Origin of the sequence: Dyella sp. (assembly GCF_051954575.1) — a bacterium.
Lineage (GTDB): Bacteria > Pseudomonadota > Gammaproteobacteria > Xanthomonadales > Rhodanobacteraceae > Dyella_B.
This window is the reverse complement of record NZ_JBQCHP010000105.1, coordinates 1-16,221: the sequence shown is the minus strand read 5'-3', so window position 1 is coordinate 16,221 and position 16,221 is coordinate 1. Positions and strand designations below refer to the sequence as shown.

Sequence of the window (16,221 nt, the reverse complement as noted above, 5' to 3'; positions counted from 1 at the left end):
CCACACGTCCTGCTGTTTAGTCGCGCCTGGGCGTATAAAAAAGGTGCGATGGCGCACGCGACCTAGCCAATACCACCCCATGGTCTCCACGGCACGAAACTACGGATTACGGAAGCCTGCGTCCGTGATCAGAATCGGCGTTATTCCAGCGGGAACGGGCGCTTTCAGTCACTGCAAGAAGTGTTTTTCACCACGAAAACGGGCCGGAGGGAATTAACAAGCCTTAATTACCTCCGGCCCCTTATCGGGCGATCAGCGCCGGCGGCAACGCGCAACTGCTCGCCGGCCGCAACCTCGACCTGCTCGCCACCGGCACCACCACGCACACCGGCACGCTGCGCAACGGCGTGGACAGCCTCACGCACACGGTCAGCACCGTGCAGGCGGGCGGTGCCGTCACCCTGATCGCCGGGCAGAATCTCACCAGCCAGGCCGCACAGCTCAGCGGCAGCACGGTGACCCTGGGCGCGGGCCACGACGTCACCCTGCAAGCCGTCACCGACAGCACCACGCGCAGCACCGATCATTTCCAGAACCACACCGACGTCAGCACCGGCCAAACCGACCAGACCGTGCGCGGCACCACCATCGCCGGCAGCCACGGCGTGAGCATCGCGGCCAACCACGACCTTACCGTCACCGCCGGCAACCTCAGCAGCACGAACGGTAACGTGGCCCTGGCCGCGGGCAACAACCTCACGCTCACTGCGGCGGACGAGACCCACAGCAGCTACCGCGATACCAGCACGCACCATAGCGGCCTGTTCTCCAGCGACAGCACAAAAACCCACGACGCCACCAGCGACACCTACGCCATCGGCACCGCCATCAATGGTAACAACGTGACGCTGGCCGCGGGCAACAATCTCGCCACACAAGCCGCGCAACTCACCGCCAACAACGCGCTGAGCTTGAGCGCCGTCAACAACGTCACCTTGGGCGCCGGCCAGGACACGCACACCGAAGAACACGACTACCAGCACAGCAGCTTCAACTTCTTCAGCGACAGCAGCAAACGCTTCGGCTCGGTCGATCCGGAATGGCGCAGCAACCAAAGCAGCACCACGATCAACCAGACCACCAGCATCGGCAGCACGCTCTCTGGCGATACGGTGACCGTTGCGGCGGGCCACGACCTCACCGGCACCGCGGTGCAGATCGCCGGCACGCATGACGTCACGCTGGCGGCCGGTCACGACCTCACGCTCAATGCCGGCCAGGACATTTACACCGAAACCCAAAGCAGCGGTACCAGCCATACCGGCCTGATGAACGGCGGTGGCTTCAGCGTGTTGATTGGTAACAAGTCGCAGAAGACTACGACCACGGACAAGGAAGTGAGCTATACCGGCAGCTTGGTGGGCAGCACCAACGGTGCAGTCACCTTGACCGCGGGCAACAACGTGCACATCACTGGCAGCGACGTGTTGAGCCAAACGGCGACGACGATTGTTGGCAAGAACGTCACCATCGATGCGGCGGTGGGCAGTCAGGATGTGACGCAGACGCAAAAGCAGAGCAGCGCCGGGATCAATGTGGGCTTCGGCGGCAAGGTCGCTGACGCCGCCAACAGCACGTACTACAGCGTTCAACGCGCCAGCGAGGTCAAGGATGATCGCTTGAAGGCCTTGTATGCAGCGCAGGCCGCCTATTCCGCCAAAGACGCAGTGGGCATGGCGGGCACCTCACTCGGTCAGGCGGCCAGCGAGAACAATCCCGGCGGCATCAACTTGCAGGTAGGTATCGGTGGCAGCAGCGCCAGCAGCACCATTACCTCGCATGACGATAAGGCTTACGGTAGTCACATTCGAAGCGCAGGCGATGTCAACATCGTGGCCACCGGTGGTGACCTCAACATCGTAGGCAGCCAGATCGACGGCCAAAACGTGGCGCTGGCCGCTGCGAACAACCTCAACCTGCTCAGCCAAGCCGAGAATCACACTCTTCACAACAGCAACAAGAATGCAAGCGGCGGCGTAGGTATCCAGATCGGCAGCGATGGTGTCGGCTTCTACGCCCAAGCTTCTGTGGGTAAAGGCAGCGCTCATGGCAACGGTACTACCCATGCCATCAGCACCGTCAACGCCACTGACACGCTGACTTTGGTTAGCGGTAACGATGCGACCATCAAAGGCGCGCAGCTTACCGGCAATACCGTCATAGGCACGGTCGGCAACAATCTCCTCATCCAGAGCGAGCAGGACACCAACGACTACGCCAGCAAACAGCAACAGCTGAGCGGCAAAATGGTCATCGGCTACAGTAGCGGCGGCAGCCTTAGTTACAACCAGAGCAAGGTCAACAGTCATTATCAGAGCGTCAATGACGTCAGCGGCATCAGTGCGGGCAACGGAGGCTTCGATATCGCGGTAGGTGGTAACACACACCTGATCGGCGGTGTCATTGCCAGCACGGCTGATGCCAGGAAGAACATCCTTGACACCGGCAGCCTGACCTACGAAAGCATTCACAACGAAGCCCGTTACAGTGCCAGCAGCGTGGGCATCAGTGGCGGCTACGGCGCCGGCAGCAGCATGGCAGGCAACATTTTGAGCGGCGTAGGCACCGCTCTATCGCTGGCCACACCACAACATGGCAATAGCAGTAGCGAGACGCAATCAGGCATTGCCCAAGGCACAATAAATGTGCGAGATGGCAAGACTGACTTGAGTGGCCTTGATCGCAACCCGACGCTAGGCAAGGAGGCGCTCAAACCCATCTTCGATGCACAGAAGGTGCAGGAAAATATGGAGCTGGGTCAGGTGGCGGGCCAAGTCGGCATGCGGGCGGCGGGTGATATCGCCCAATACATGGCCAGCCAAGCTACGAACGACGCTGACAGAGCAGCGTGGAATGATGGGGGAATCAATAAGACCATGTTGCATGGCCTTGTGGGCGCAGCGACGGCGGCATTGGGTGGTGGCAACGCGCTCCAAGGCGCCTTGGGGGCCATGGCAAGTGAGAAAGCCAGCGCTGCCATGCAGCAATACCTGGACGATCACAACATCACCGACCCGGCTCAGCGCAACACGCTGATGCAGCTGGCTAGTGTTGCAATCGGTGGTGCAGTGGGCGGTGGGACAGGCGCGGCCACGGCATTGCAAGGTGATCTATACAACCGCACGCTGCATCCCGAATACGTGCATCGTCTCGATAAGGCCGCACAGGCGTTCGCGGATCAGCAATGCGCCGCCGGCAACTGCATCAGTGTGGACGAGGCGCGCAATAGGCTGATTTATCAGTCCTATCGCGATCAGGATGCCACTTACGATCAGGCACAGGCTGCGCAAGGCAAGCCGAACGACGCAGCAGCGGCAGCGTTCCTCACCGGCAAGTCGTCCGGTTATCTCGACCCCCAAACAGGACAAGCCCTCGATCTGTCGAGCGCAGATAATAACGAACGTCAGAGCCCGAGTCTGTTTGCGAATGCGCTCTACAACGATCCGCAAGCACGCGCGTGGGTCGAGCAGGCGACCGGCCTGCCAGACAGCTATTTGGCGACGATGGCACGACAGGACTACTACAGTAACCAGCTTCCTGCCTACGCCGACCGATACGCAAATTGGCAAGGTAATCAAACGCTGCGCGACATGATCGGCTATGGCACGCCGTTTGGTGGTGTGGCAACCGCGGGCGAGTTGGCGTATCGCGGTCGCTATGGCGATGCGGCCAAGGAAGCAGGTAAGGAAATCGCCATCAACGTCGCGACGGCAGGTGTTGGTAAAGCTGTAGGTAAGGCGGCGACGATAATTAGAACGGCGATCAAAGATGGCAAGGCGGCAGGGGAGGCGGCTAGTGCAGCTGGGGATGCGCTAAAGACAGGTGAGCAACAAGCGAAGCAGATAGCTGATCCAGCGTTGGACGGAGCACAAGGGGCTAACTTGTCGGATACACCAAGTCCGGCCTTAAAAGATAGCCCATATAATCCTTCGGCCGTACAGGATCGTATAAAACCGCCATATCAGAGCAATCCAGCACACGACACGACAAGCTCACTCTATAATCCGAGCAAAACTCCGGAACCAGCAGATGCTCTTAGCGCCTATGAAGACGGAGCTATTCGCGGCGGCATGGGTACATGGTATGCAAAAGGAGAGGGTGGCTACTACAGGTACTTCTCGGATAATGCGGGCACCGTACATTTCAGCGGGACAGTCCCTGCATCGAAAGTACCTAATGAAGTGCTGAAGCTCCTAGGAAAATAGTTATGGAATTTGGTCACAAAACAAGGTTTGGAATAGCCGTCGAGCTGGATGAGAATCATGGCGGATCATGGCTGTTTGGCCGATTCTGCTATTGGATAGCTGGCGAAATGGTGGGTGACTATAATTCAGGGACGTCGCTTAGAGATGTACTTTTTCAAATGAAGTACATCATCGGCGACCGGGGAAAGAGATTTTCCCCCGATCTTTTAAATCTCTCGAACGAAAAGATGTTTCACCTGATATTTAGCGCTCTTAACGAAGGTGATGATGAGATATTTCGATACGTTAAAGACGATTTAATGCCAGCTAGGTTTGATGTGTGTATTCCGGTCGACATATTCGACTCTTGGAGGATATTTTTGGTCGATGGCGCTAATGATACGAGATTATTATATTTTAACGAAAATACTTCGAAATTGAGCGCGATTAATCTCGAGTACGATGAGTTTGACAAGATATTTTCCGAGGCCCATGCATATATCGATGACGCATATAGTGCGCATGGTGATTGAAGAAAGTCCGCAAACCAGCACCACTCACGCACGTGCTACTTGTTCTCGGTTCCTACCCGCCGGAGTAACGGGATGGAGTAAGAGGGTCAGATTGGAATGGCACTTACTCAGTGCTATTTCCCAATTCGGGGCAACGTAGCAGCCAGGTGAGCGATCCGCGCCTGAAGGCGCTGTACGCTGCCCAGGCAGCGTATCAAGCCTACGACGCTTACCAGGGTGCTTCGTCGCTCGCCAACGGCGGCGGCCAAGGTAGCGGCGACAGCGTCAACGTACATGTGGGCATCGGTGCAAGCAGCAGTCACGGTACCACCACGACCCACGATGAGCAAACCTACGGCAGCACGATCCGCAGTGCGGGTGACGTGACCAATGCAGCTACTGCTGGCGATCTGAACGTCATCGGCAGCCAGATCAAGGGACAGAACGTCGATCTGTCGGCCGCACATGATCTGAACCTGCTTAGCCAGGGCGAAAATCACACGCTGCAAAGCAGCAGCAAGAATGCCAGCGGCGGTATCGGGGTGCAGTTCGGTACGGATGGCTTTGGCATCTATGGCTGCTTGCGACGCGGCGAAGACCCTTAGACAGCCTGCCGCCGAAGCGGGAGGCTCACCGTAGACGCCTGATCTCAATTAATCCTTGAAACCTCAGGGCCGGAGGAAATTAACCAGCCTTAATTACCTCCGGCCCCTTATCGCAGCCCCTTATCGCAAATAAACCTGCTAAATGGCGGGCCGAATAACACTCTGGAACTAAAATTCCCACAAACTGGCTCAACTGGACCCGGAGGCCAACCTTGAACACTGTGCCACGACAGATAGCCGTTCGATTGGTAGAAATCCTTCAAACTCTCGTTATGAGTGAAATGCCAGTCAATTTCTTTGGATTTGACGGAGTTGACGCGCATGACTACCCGATGCACTCACGCGCAGCGCAACAACTTGCTATAGATATGATTTACCGTTGTTTGAAATGCGATTTGATCACTTTCGTTCCAGGCGATTGGTTGCAAGAGCAAGGATTCTCTAGCATTGAGTCATTTGTGGAAGAATTGGCCCGGGTCGATCAATACAAGAAGTTCTCTAGCGATAGCCCCGGCCGAAAGAAGCACAATCTCGATATGGGCATTTGGTTGGAACCGCAAATCTGTTGCACAAAAAAAGGCGAGGCATTAATAGCTGAGCACTTTCCATCGAATATTGGGCTGCAAAAAGAAGATGCACTTGCGAATTTTAATAACGAGGTATCAACGATTTTTTTGGAGTGCGGCGTGCCCTGGGACGCCGGAGTGCTGATCCCCATCAAATACTAGATTTCATGCAAGAAACAGGGGTCAGAAACAGGCAGAAACATGGGTCAGAGTCTGAGGTTTTCCCCACGTTTCACAGCACCACCGTCGACCATGTTATGTTTTTTCAAAACGCCAAACGGGATGAGGTTTACTTCCAGGCAGGCCGATGCGCGGGACGGGTAAGCGGACGCGCATACCGCTTTTGACTTAACTCCAGCATTAGTAGCCAGCTCATGCAACTTCGCTTATCAAAAATTTGGATGGACTATGACGGAATGTTGGAGCTGGACTTATCTGCCTCGTCATCCGGCTATTCGTGTCGAATAAATTTTTATACCTACCCGTATCAGCTAACGGCATTCGGTGATGCCATGGCTGACTTCTCTGGCAGGTTTGGACAGGACTGCGTGTTTGAGGTTGGCTCACCTGACGAGGGCTCGTATTGCTGGGTTCGTCTTCGCGCTTATGCAATCGACAATCTTGGACACTCTGCGCTTGAAGTCATAACTCAAAGGAACGGTGCGCCACAAATTCGCGCCTCATGTTCCTTCAGCGGTGAGCTCGAGGTCGCGAGCATTAATGCTCTTGGACGTAAGCTCGCGGCTTGGGCAAATGACAAGGACCTCGGTACTCCATTTTCTTTCCCTGATTGCTAGGCCACAAAGGGCGGACTCCACGTCCTCCGCTTTGAAGGAGTGGGCGCTTGAATATGACTGGAGACATCGCTCTGGCGCACAAAACCTGCGGTAATCGATGCCCAAATTCTCGAGCGCCAATTACTACAAGTTTGTACGCACAATCGTGAATTTATTGCGCGATGTTACGTCGAGTTCAACGGCTTGGCCGTGTTGTATGGGCACTTCGTTTATCCAGGAATTACAGCGCTACGGCAATAGTAAGGGCTATTCAGCGTTTCGCATCCAGTTTTTCCTTGACGGCATCGACAAAATCGCCAATTGTCACAGCTTTCTTTGAGTCATCAAGCGTAATTGTGAATTCCTCTTCCAGCCTCATAGCTATCTCAGTCAAATCAATATCTTCTGCGCCGAGGGCAACTAGCTTTGTTTGACGTGTGATGTTCTTTCTTTGTTCAGGGGATGCTGCCATCTGGTCGCATACGATGGTTATGATTTTCTGTTCAATATCTGTAGACATGGCATTCTCCTTTGCAAAGAATTTGTTTTAGTGGAAGATTCGCTGAAGAAAGAACGAAGCACTGATTTACCCTTTTTGCCATCCTGGGAAGTGCATGGCACGCAAGAGACCATCGTGCTAAATGTTTAGGTTTACTCCCGCTGTGACAAAATCAAAAAGTCGCGCGTGCAATGCTTATTTGAATTATTGAAGCTGCTTATATGGATGATCTTGTCGAGGTCGGTGCCTGGCGCACGCAGCGTAAGACGTCCGTTGTTGACCATTGCATGAGCTTCTCCTTCGCCAGGAGCTTGCGCCGGCGCCGCATTCGCTTCGAATGCTTCATTTCAGAAGGTGCGCGCCTCTAGAAAGCGTGAAAATTCATCGAGCAGTCTTTATCGAGGTGGGCGGAGCTGTGCACCGCAAGGGACTCCGTGCATAAAAATCAGATTCCTTGCCGTGCCTTTCCATTTTATGCGCTTCATAGACAGCCTCATCCTCTGCATGACGTAATGGCTGAACAGCCACGCGAATAGGGATTAGACGGAGCACCGTGAAGACAGTTGTAGTAGGAAGAACCGCGTACCGCGCAAAGGGCGTCGCCCGCGTGTAATGCTCTATATGAGACGTTTTCTGATGAAGGACCATGACCTCCATCGATGCCTTCGGACAACTGCGTGTGCTGGCCTGTTTGGCTGTCCGTGTTATGACGTATTGAGTTTATTGGCCTGGCTTGCGCCGCACTAAACATGGTTGACGCGAAAAGATACATAAGCATGGCGCAAGCACACAGATTGCTTTTATACATAACTTTTTCCCTCTAACGAATGCAGAGGCACACGGATGTCATCTTGGAGTACAGAGCAATCGGACGGAAAACGTCGGCTCTGTGAGTTTTGATTTGTATATCCCGTGGAATAAAGAACAGATGAAAAATAAATTGTGTTTTTCACCATTAAACCTGTCCCTGTTTTTTTTGTGATCTTGATCAACATTCGGGACCAGAAAGGCCGATCTCATGGCCATTGTCGAGTCGATGGCGTTGAATGCAGGCAAATAAAGTCTTCAGGGGAGCTCCTGCGTGTGTGAGCCTTGGCTCGCAGCGAGGGGAAGGTGTGGAACAAGCAGTAGCTGCACGGTTTTACCACCCTCATCGAGCAGTTCATCTCCATCCACAAACCCTGGGGTTTTGCGACCTCAGACGGGCCGTTTTGCCCTTTAATAACTACGGGGAAATTCCGATGAAAAAGAGCTGCATTTCCACATACCACAAGCTCGTGCTGCCATTAGCGCTATCGCTGTGCATGACGGCGCAGGCGCAGGATGCCTGGGTTGCCACGCGCACGCATGCCGGGCTGCAAGGTGCCGGCAGCCACTCGTTTACGCTGGCCATGACGCATCATCCTCTCGTGCAGGCCTCCCAGATCGCGCCGCTGGAGCTGAGCAAGCCCCTGCATGTTTCCGTGAGCCTCAATCTCAGGAACGTGACCGAGCTCGAGACCTTGCTCAAAGACCTGTATGACCGGCATAGCCCGCACTACCAGCAGTTCCTCACGCCCGAGCAGTTCAAGGCCCGCTTTGCGCCCACAGACGATCAGGTGAAGGCCGTCGTCGTCCACCTGACCGCCAACGGTTTCCGCAACATCGAGGTGGCGCCGAACAACATGCTGGTATCGGCTGACGGCAGCGCCACCACCGTAAACGCCGCATTCCACGCACAGATGAAAACCTTCGTGCTCAAGAACGAGCGGCACTATGCCAACGCCGCCGACGTGGCCGTGCCGGCCGTGCTGGGCGATGTGGTGGACAGCGTGGTGGGCCTGCAGGATTACGCCAAGCCGCACACTTTGATGCACCGTGCATCCATCAAGTCCACGACCGCCGCGGCTCCCGCTGAAACGCCCCACAATCCCACCGATTTTGCGTCCATCTATGAGCGGGCACTACGCCGACGGCGTCCAAGACAGTGGTCGGTATCATCACTTATGGTGACGTAAGCCAGACGCTTGCCGATCTCAGTACCTTCACGAAGGCCAACAACCTGCCTGCCGTGAATACGCGCGTTGTGCCGGCCAGCACCGGCACGCTTGCGGACGATCACAACAGTTTTGTCGAGTGGAATCTCGACAGTCAAAGCATCGTCGGTATCTCCGGCGGTGTGAAACAGCTGGTGTTCTATTCCGCAGTCAACGGCGACAGCCAGGACAGTGGACTGACGACCGCAACGCTGACCGCCGCGTATCACAAAGCGGTGACCGAGAACGTCGCCAAGGTGATCAACGTCTCTCTGGGCGTCGATGAAACGGCGGCGCACAATGACGGCAGCCAGGCCGCGAACGACAAGGTCTTCCTATAGGCGCTGTTGCAAGGGCAGACGTTCTCCATCGCATCCGGCGACGAAGGTGTGTATGGCTGGTCCACCGATCCGATCGAAGGGTCGCAAGCCTACGTCGCCGACAGCAATGGCGTGGTGCAGATCGATCTTACGCATTACTCGGTTGGCGAGCCGGCCACGTCGCCCTACGTGATCGCGGTGGGCGGTACCATGCTCAAGACCATCGGCAGCAAGACCTGGGCCGGCGAAACGGTGTGGAACGAAGGCTTTAGTCCGGTGGATGAGGCCAACGGCGATTTCAACCAAAGGCTGTGGGCCAGCACCGGTGGTGCGAGCCTGTTCGAAGATGCGCCCTGGTAGCAGAGCCACGTGCTGGTGCGGACGTGACCAAGCGCCAAGTGCCGGACGTGTCGTTCGACGCGGCGTTGAGCACCGGCGCTCTCATCTTTGTGCAAGGCCAGGCCGAACCCATCGGCGGCACCAGCCTGGCTGCGCCCCTGTTCACGGGTGTGTGGGCGCGCATGGAATCGGCGCACAACAACAAGCTCGGCATGCCGGCGAAAGACATGTACGTCCGCTTCAACAAGCACAAGGCGCCCTTGCACGACGTAACCGTGGGCAACAACGGTTACCTGGGCCACGGCTACAACGCCAAGGTGGGCTACGACAACACCACCGGCTGGGGCAGCCTGGACATCAGTCCGTTCGACAGCTACATCACCAAATATTGGTAAGCCTTAGGTTTCACCTTTGACCGAAACATGATGCCCGGCCCGGGCGAAGCTGCCAGCGGGCATCATGTTTCATTGGCGGCGAGACCACACGACCATGCTCGCCCTCATGCTGCTGGCGGGCTGACCAAGGCCGGTGAAAGGCAAAACGGGCGTCCGGATTCCCGGTACGGCCGTACGAATCCGCCGGAGCGGACGATTCAGCGGCTTCGCACCCGCATCCTGCGGACCTTTCCCAGGAGCTCCAGCCATGAAACGCACGCATTACCTGTTGTTGAGCCTGCTTGCCCTGGCGCTCGCTGCTTGCGCCTTTGTATGGCTGAATCGGGAGGCGCTGCATATCGCCGCCGGTTCGGTCAGCCAGTCGCTGTGTGCGGCGGCCTTCGTGTCGCAGGTGGATCCCGACCGGATCTTCGAGGAGGAACAGCGACCGCTGATGAGCGGCATCGCCTGGGCGGTGCGTTATACGCTGGACCGCTCGCGCCGCGAGGTACGTAGCAGCGCATTGATCCTGTTCCGTGCCCGCTCGGTGTACCGCGAAGGGCTGGGGTGCACGCCCGCGTTGGGTGACGATCCGATCCCCGCCACGGCAAGCACTGACGAGCGGCCCGCGCCGGATGCCTACGGTCCGCAGCTCAATACCCCATCCGATCCCGCGCTGCGCAAGGCGCTCGACCTTGCCTTCGCCGAACCGGACCCGACTCACCCGCGGCTGACCAAGGCAGTGGTGGTGCTGCACGATGGCCACTTGATCGCCGAGCGCTACGCACCCGGTTACGGACCGGAGACGCCAATCTGGGTGCATTCGGTCACTAAGTCGGTGACGCAGGCATTGATCGGCATCCTCGTACAACAAGGCCTGCTGCGCCTGGATCAGCCCGCGCCGATCGCCGCCTGGGCGTCGTCCACGTATCCGCGTCACGCCGTCACCGTAGACCAACTGCTGCGCATGGACAGCGGCTTGCCGTTCGATGAAACCGAAGGCCCGGTCAGCCCCAGTACGCATATGTGGTTCCGCGAGGCCGACACGGCTGCCTATGCGGCGCGCATACCACTGGCGCATGCCCCCGGTACCGCGTGGGGCTACAGCAATCTCGGCTATGCGCTGCTGTCGAAGCTGGTCGGCCATGCCGCGGGGAATGGCGGTGCGGAGCAGTTTGCGCACAGGGAACTGTTCGAGCCGCTGGGCATGCATCATTCGCTGATCGAAACCGATGCCAGCGGCACCTTGCTCGGCTCCGGTTTCATGTATGCCTCCGCGCGCGACCTGGCGCGTTTCGGCCAGCTGTACCTGGATGACGGCGTGGTGGACGGCAAGCGCATCCTGCCGCAAGGCTGGGCCGCGTATTCGCGTTCGCAAACGTTGAACACTGGCTACGGCGCGGGCTTCTGGACCAACCTGGTGAACACCGGAAGCGTGCCGGTGTGGGATGCGCCCTGGGGCATGCCGCAGTTGCCGAAGGACATGTTCTACGCGCGCGGGGCGTTCGGGCAGTACGTGATCATCGTGCCGTCCGAGCATCTCGTTGTGGTGCGTCTGGGGTTGAGTGTGCAGGGTGGTGGTACGGGTATTGGCGATGCGACGGCCGCGATCATTGCAGCGTTGCGCGCAAAGCGTGAGCTTGCAGAAAACTGACTGAGTGAATCTCTCTCCCGTCGGCCTGATTGGCGCCGAATCTGAGCTTGCCGCAATGTGTCCCCTCCCCTACGTGCAGTAGGGGAGGGCTAGGGTGGGGTGAAGCAACCTCGCGATGCATTTCAACCATGCAGCAAGCTCGGCCGACCCCACCCCCGACCCTCCCCTGCGAGCAGGGGAGGGAGCCGTCATTCGCACAGTTGAGATTCGGCGCTAATCAGGCCGGAGAAAGAGGGCTGCTTCAACCAACAGGCGCAGCATCCGCACACTGCTTGCGATAGCTGCTCGGCGTATCACCCACCTGCCGCTTGAACGCCGCATTGAAGGTCGACTTGGAAGTAAACCCACACGCGTACGCGATATCCAGGATGGTGCGCGACTCGTCCGGATCCGCCAACCGCGCACGCGCCGCCTCCACGCGCAGGCGATTGATGTAATCGCAGAAGCTGCCGCCCAGGCGCCGATTGATCACCGCCGAAACGAGATATTCCGGATAACCGCTGCGCTTGGCCACCTGCGCAATCGTCAACGCCGGCTCCAGATACAGCGGCGCCTCGCCGCTCATCAGCTGCGCCAGGCGCACTTCCACGTCCGCGTAGCGCGCCGCATCGTTGGCCGCATTCGGCTCGCGCTCGCTTTGCGCGACAGGTTCCGGTGGCGCGGCCTGCACCGGCGGCTGTCCCAGGCTGAACCAGCCCACCACGAACACCCACGCGGCGACCAGGCCGAACAACAAGCCGTAATTGAACAGCGGCAGATACACCAGCGCCTGCACTATGGCCAGGCTCCAGATCGCAATCTGGCACGCAGCGAGCGCATCGATCCAGCGCAAGGAAAGACGATCCGCATCCGCGCGCTGCTCGCGCAGCCGGCGACGATAGCCATGCATCAGTCTCAACGCCGCCATTACATAGCTGAGGCTGTACAGAAACAACGGCCCGTCGAACCAGGCGCCGATGCCACGCTCACCGGCGATCCAGCGCGCGGACAGCGCCGCGATGCGTGCTTCGCTCGCCACCAGTACGTAACCGTTGAGCACCAGCATGACCAGGAAGCCGGCCAGGTGGATCACATCGCGCGGCCGGAAGCCGCGCATGTTCACCAGCGCTCTCACGTACAGATAAAACAGGCTGCCGTACAAAAACGGAAACAAGGCGACGAAGCGATACACGCGAAACCATTCCGGCGACAGCAGATGCCAATACAGCGCCTTCACCGCCAGGTCCACACCACTCAACGCCACCCATACGGCCAGCAGGCGATTGGCCGAACGGTTTGCGGATTGACGCCACAAGGTCGTGGCCAGCAACACCGCCTGCAGTGCGCCAGCGATATAGATGAAGGTCCAGAACGTCATGGCCGGTCAGTGCGCAGAAGCATCACTCGCTGCAGACGATCGTCATCCAGCGTGTGCCAACGCAAAATCGATCGCCGCGCACACGGCCGCCACCTGCGCGGCAATGCACTGCTCCGGCGTGGCGCGCGGGCTGTCCGGATACACCTCGGTGGTGGTCGTAAAGCGCGCGGAGGTGATGCCCGCACAAAGCCCCAGCTTGCGCATCGGATACTCGATCACGCCCGGCGCCACCACGGGCGAGCCGATGATCTGGCCGTTGCGGTCGGCCGGCGCGATATGCGTGACCTTGGCCACCGCGGCGATCACGGCCTGCTGGAACGCCGGCTGCGGATTCTCGCTGTCGTCCACCAAATAGAAACCGTCCGGCACTTCGCCCGGCTCGTACGCGATGCCATCGCGCGCCGCCAAGGCGGGGCGGAATTCGGATTCGTCGGTGTCGGTGGTTTCGTGCAGGTCGATGTGCATCAGCACACGCTCGCGGAAATCGGCCACCAGGCGCAGCAATGCGGCCGATTCCTGCGCCGGACTGTTTTCGCGAAAGGAACGGTTCGGATCCAAGGCCTGCGGGTTCCAGCGATGGATGCGCTCATACGCCCATGGGCTGACGCATGGTGCAATGACCAGGTTGGCGCGGCCTTCGTACGCGGAAGCATGCTGCCGGGCGAAACGCAACGCACCGTGCACGCCGCTGGTCTCGTAGCCATGTACGCCGCCGGTGACCAGCACGCAGGGCAGATCGTCCCGCCAGGGTCGGCTCTTGATGGCCAGCAGCGGGTAGCTTTCCGGCGGGTAATCCAGCTGGCCGTATTCCACCACTTCGTAGCGGGCGCGCAATGCGTCGACCACGCTCAGCACGTCTTCCCGGTAACTGCGATGGCGATTCTGCCTGGCCAGCCATGTCGCAACCTCCGCCGGCCCCCACGCTACACCGGGTGTGCCGATCGGGTAATGGGCGGGAATGGTCATGGCCTGGCCTGCTCCGGGGGTTGTGGAGCGCCGTAATGTAGCACTGTCGATTCCGCGGCTGGCCGTTCGTCGCTGCCATGAGGACGCTCCCGCAAAGCTGCGGTCGCGTCCGAGTACGACATTTCCCGAACGGTCCTGGAGCGAACGATGAAAAGGTTTTTGGCTGTCTATATTGGTACCGAGGAATCCATGCATGCGTCCGGATGGAGCGCGCTGAGCGACGCGGAACGTCAGGAACGTGAAAGAACAGGTATCCAAGCCTGGAAGAAATGGGTCGATGACCACAAGGATTCGATCGTCGAGGTAGGCGCGCCGCTGGGCAAGACCTTACGGACGTCCAAAAACGGTGTGGAGAAGACCCGCAATGATCTGGCCGGCTTTACCGTGGTGCACGCGCCTTCGCAGGAAGCGGCGGCGAAGTTGTTCGAGAACCATCCGCATTTCACGGTGTTTCCTGGGGATTCGATCGAAATCATGGAGTGCCTGCCGATACCGGGCTGATGATTGCGGCTTACCCGCCCTGATCTGCAGCGACGCCGGGCCCGGCGTTGACCAGGGCTCAGCGTCTTCACCAAATCGTCACAAGCAAACCCTACGCTCTGCACCCAGGTGGGCACGGTAGCCTGTTTCGGCGAATACGCTCGGAGGAGGCGCGGTGCGCGAGAAGCATGCGGCATGGTCGACGTTGTTCGCGGAAAAGCGCGCGACGTTGAGCAACTATTTTCTTCGTCGCGTTGCGCACCGTTGGGATGCGCAGGATCTGGTGCAGGAGGTCTACCTGCGCCTCCTGCGCATCGAGCCGGCCGATGCGGCCAATATCCGCAGTCCGGAAGCGTACCTGTTCACCGTGGCCGCCAACCTGGTCAAGGAGCATGCGGTGCTGCGCCAGCATCAGCCGTTGGGAAGCGACGAGCTGGAACAGGTGGTGGAGCATCTTGTCGCGCCAGCCAACGTGGAAGCGGACATGGACAGCGAATCGCGGCAGAAACGATTGGGTGCGCTGATCGATCGGCTTTCGCCCAAGTGCAAGGCGGTGCTGATCATGCATTACCGCGATGACTTGACCTACCGCGAGATCGCCGAACGCATGTCGATCTCCACCCACATGGTGAAGAAATACATCGTGAAAGGACTGGCGGCTTGCCGGCAGAGGATGGCCGAGTATGAGTGAACCGATCCACTTCGACGCGGCGCGCCAGGCGCGGCGCATCACCGAGCAGGCGGTGGCCTGGTATATCGAGCAGCAGGAACCGCTCAGCGAGCGTCAGCGCGTGGCGTTCCTGCATTGGCTGCGCGCATCGCCCAAGCACGTCGCCGAATACTTCGCGGTGGCGCAGATGCATGGCGATCTCAAGGCCGCCGCGGCGCTGGAAAAACTTTCCGCAGCGGAACTGGCAGAGCAGGCCCGGCGCGACAATCCCATCGTGATGTTTCCGCGCGCCGCACCTGCGGTGCCGCACGAACGCGATGCGCAAGCTCTGCGCGATAAGCGCGCCGGACGGTGGCTTGCAGCGGTGGCTGGTGTGGCTGCGATGCTGGTGACGGGCTGGCTGGGCATGGCGCATTGGCGCACGTCCGGGATGCCGTCCACACAGTACGTCACACAGAACGAGGATGCCGATGCCGGCAAGGTCCGTTCGCTGAAGCTCGCCGACGGCACGCTGGTGCAGCTGGACCGGCATAGCGCGATCGACGTGCATTTCGACAGCCACTATCGGCGTATCGATGTGATCCGCGGCCATGCCTTGTTCGACGTCGGCAAGGACCCGACGCGGCCGATGCTGGTCAACGTCGGCGGCCACGTGCTGCAGGATATCGGCACGGTGTTCGACGTGAAGCGCGATGCGAGCGGCGATACCTTGACCGTGATCAGCGGCCGGGTGCGGGTATTGAACGGCTCGGCCGCATCGCCGTCGGGCACCAATGCGCTGGCCGATCTTACCGCCGGTCAACAGATTCAGTTCGGCCCCGCTGGTGTAGGCCTTGTGCATCCGGTGCAACTGCCGCAAGCCACCGCCTGGCTGCCCACCGAGATCCGCTTCCAGCGCGAAACC

At 58.9% G+C, this 16,221-nt stretch carries 15 protein-coding genes; 12 read left to right on the top strand and 3 right to left on the bottom strand.

Annotation, left to right across the window (positions count from 1 at the left end; genetic code table 11):
• Positions 1 to 347: 347 nt before the first annotated feature.
• The 4 genes from ACTHNE_RS14320 (at position 348) to ACTHNE_RS14305 (ending at position 6,029) form a co-directional block, all read left to right on the top strand.
• Positions 348 to 4,205, top strand: coding sequence for a hemagglutinin repeat-containing protein (locus ACTHNE_RS14320; protein WP_440269612.1), 3,858 nt, complete (start codon positions 348 to 350; stop codon positions 4,203 to 4,205).
• Positions 4,206 to 4,207: 2 nt separating this feature from the next.
• Entirely contained in the window at positions 4,208 to 4,717 is a 510-nt protein-coding gene (locus tag ACTHNE_RS14315) for an Imm42 family immunity protein (protein ID WP_440269611.1), read from the top strand.
• A gap of 146 nt (positions 4,718 to 4,863) precedes the next feature.
• Positions 4,864 to 5,301: a hemagglutinin repeat-containing protein gene (locus ACTHNE_RS14310; protein WP_440269610.1), complete on the top strand. Its 438-nt coding sequence runs from the start codon at positions 4,864 to 4,866 to the stop codon at positions 5,299 to 5,301.
• 212 nt (positions 5,302 to 5,513) lie between these two features.
• Positions 5,514 to 6,029: a hypothetical protein gene (locus ACTHNE_RS14305; RefSeq protein ID WP_440269609.1), complete on the top strand. Its 516-nt coding sequence runs from the start codon at positions 5,514 to 5,516 to the stop codon at positions 6,027 to 6,029.
• An 885-nt stretch (positions 6,030 to 6,914) separates the two neighbouring features.
• On the opposite strand, the gene ACTHNE_RS14300 is transcribed toward ACTHNE_RS14305, so the two are convergent.
• The gene (locus ACTHNE_RS14300; protein ID WP_324937662.1) at positions 6,915 to 7,163 is read right to left on the bottom strand and encodes an acyl carrier protein; all 249 of its coding nucleotides are present in this window, start codon (positions 7,161 to 7,163) and stop codon (positions 6,915 to 6,917) included.
• A gap of 1,220 nt (positions 7,164 to 8,383) precedes the next feature.
• On the opposite strand from ACTHNE_RS14300, the gene ACTHNE_RS14295 reads away from it, so the two are divergent.
• The 5 genes from ACTHNE_RS14295 to ACTHNE_RS14275 all read left to right on the top strand — a co-directional run bounded on the left by ACTHNE_RS14295 (position 8,384) and on the right by ACTHNE_RS14275 (position 11,844).
• A complete protein-coding gene (locus ACTHNE_RS14295; RefSeq protein WP_440269608.1) occupies positions 8,384 to 9,139 on the top strand; it encodes a protease pro-enzyme activation domain-containing protein in 756 nt (251 codons plus the stop codon).
• Positions 9,109 to 9,498: a hypothetical protein gene (locus ACTHNE_RS14290; protein WP_440269607.1), complete on the top strand. Its 390-nt coding sequence runs from the start codon at positions 9,109 to 9,111 to the stop codon at positions 9,496 to 9,498. The genes ACTHNE_RS14295 and ACTHNE_RS14290 overlap by 31 nt, the downstream gene beginning before the upstream one ends.
• Positions 9,499 to 9,504: 6 nt before the next feature.
• Positions 9,505 to 9,837, top strand: a complete 333-nt coding sequence (locus ACTHNE_RS14285) for a hypothetical protein (RefSeq protein ID WP_440269606.1) — start codon at positions 9,505 to 9,507, stop codon at positions 9,835 to 9,837.
• A 23-nt stretch (positions 9,838 to 9,860) separates the two neighbouring features.
• Positions 9,861 to 10,211, top strand: a complete 351-nt coding sequence (locus ACTHNE_RS14280; protein WP_440269605.1) for a hypothetical protein — start codon at positions 9,861 to 9,863, stop codon at positions 10,209 to 10,211.
• Between the two features lie 247 nt (positions 10,212 to 10,458).
• The gene (locus tag ACTHNE_RS14275; RefSeq protein ID WP_440269604.1) at positions 10,459 to 11,844 is read left to right on the top strand and encodes a serine hydrolase domain-containing protein; all 1,386 of its coding nucleotides are present in this window, start codon (positions 10,459 to 10,461) and stop codon (positions 11,842 to 11,844) included.
• 241 nt (positions 11,845 to 12,085) lie between these two features.
• Here ACTHNE_RS14275 and ACTHNE_RS14270 read toward each other — a convergent pair whose 3' ends face one another.
• Together ACTHNE_RS14270 and ACTHNE_RS14265 are read right to left on the bottom strand one after the other, a co-directional pair.
• Positions 12,086 to 13,201 carry a helix-turn-helix domain-containing protein gene (locus tag ACTHNE_RS14270; protein WP_440269603.1) on the bottom strand — a complete coding sequence of 372 codons (1,116 nt, stop codon included), beginning with the start codon at positions 13,199 to 13,201 and terminating at the stop codon, positions 12,086 to 12,088.
• A 42-nt stretch (positions 13,202 to 13,243) separates the two neighbouring features.
• A complete protein-coding gene (locus ACTHNE_RS14265; protein WP_440269602.1) occupies positions 13,244 to 14,167 on the bottom strand; it encodes a M14 family metallopeptidase in 924 nt (307 codons plus the stop codon).
• A 147-nt stretch (positions 14,168 to 14,314) separates the two neighbouring features.
• On the opposite strand from ACTHNE_RS14265, the gene ACTHNE_RS14260 reads away from it, so the two are divergent.
• From ACTHNE_RS14260 to ACTHNE_RS14250, 3 genes are all read left to right on the top strand, one after another.
• Positions 14,315 to 14,668: a hypothetical protein gene (locus tag ACTHNE_RS14260; RefSeq protein WP_440269601.1), complete on the top strand. Its 354-nt coding sequence runs from the start codon at positions 14,315 to 14,317 to the stop codon at positions 14,666 to 14,668.
• 154 nt (positions 14,669 to 14,822) lie between these two features.
• Entirely contained in the window at positions 14,823 to 15,338 is a 516-nt protein-coding gene (locus ACTHNE_RS14255) for an RNA polymerase sigma factor (protein ID WP_324937677.1), read from the top strand.
• On the top strand, positions 15,331 to 16,221 hold an 891-nt coding region (locus ACTHNE_RS14250), incomplete at its 3' end, for a FecR family protein (protein ID WP_440269600.1). The genes ACTHNE_RS14255 and ACTHNE_RS14250, both read left to right, overlap by 8 nt.

What these genes read in the sequence shown, in the direction of transcription:
- ACTHNE_RS14275 (WP_440269604.1), top strand. Translation starts at nt 10,459, where the DNA reads ATGAAACGCACGCATTACCTGTTGTTGAGCCTGCTTGCCCTGGCGCTC.
- ACTHNE_RS14300 (WP_324937662.1), bottom strand. Translation starts at nt 7,163, where the DNA reads ATGTCTACAGATATTGAACAGAAAATCATAACCATCGTATGCGACCAG.
- ACTHNE_RS14315 (WP_440269611.1), top strand. Translation starts at nt 4,208, where the DNA reads ATGGAATTTGGTCACAAAACAAGGTTTGGAATAGCCGTCGAGCTGGAT.
- ACTHNE_RS14265 (WP_440269602.1), bottom strand. Translation starts at nt 14,167, where the DNA reads ATGACCATTCCCGCCCATTACCCGATCGGCACACCCGGTGTAGCGTGG.
- ACTHNE_RS14270 (WP_440269603.1), bottom strand. Translation starts at nt 13,201, where the DNA reads ATGACGTTCTGGACCTTCATCTATATCGCTGGCGCACTGCAGGCGGTG.
- ACTHNE_RS14295 (WP_440269608.1), top strand. Translation starts at nt 8,384, where the DNA reads ATGAAAAAGAGCTGCATTTCCACATACCACAAGCTCGTGCTGCCATTA.
- ACTHNE_RS14260 (WP_440269601.1), top strand. Translation starts at nt 14,315, where the DNA reads ATGAAAAGGTTTTTGGCTGTCTATATTGGTACCGAGGAATCCATGCAT.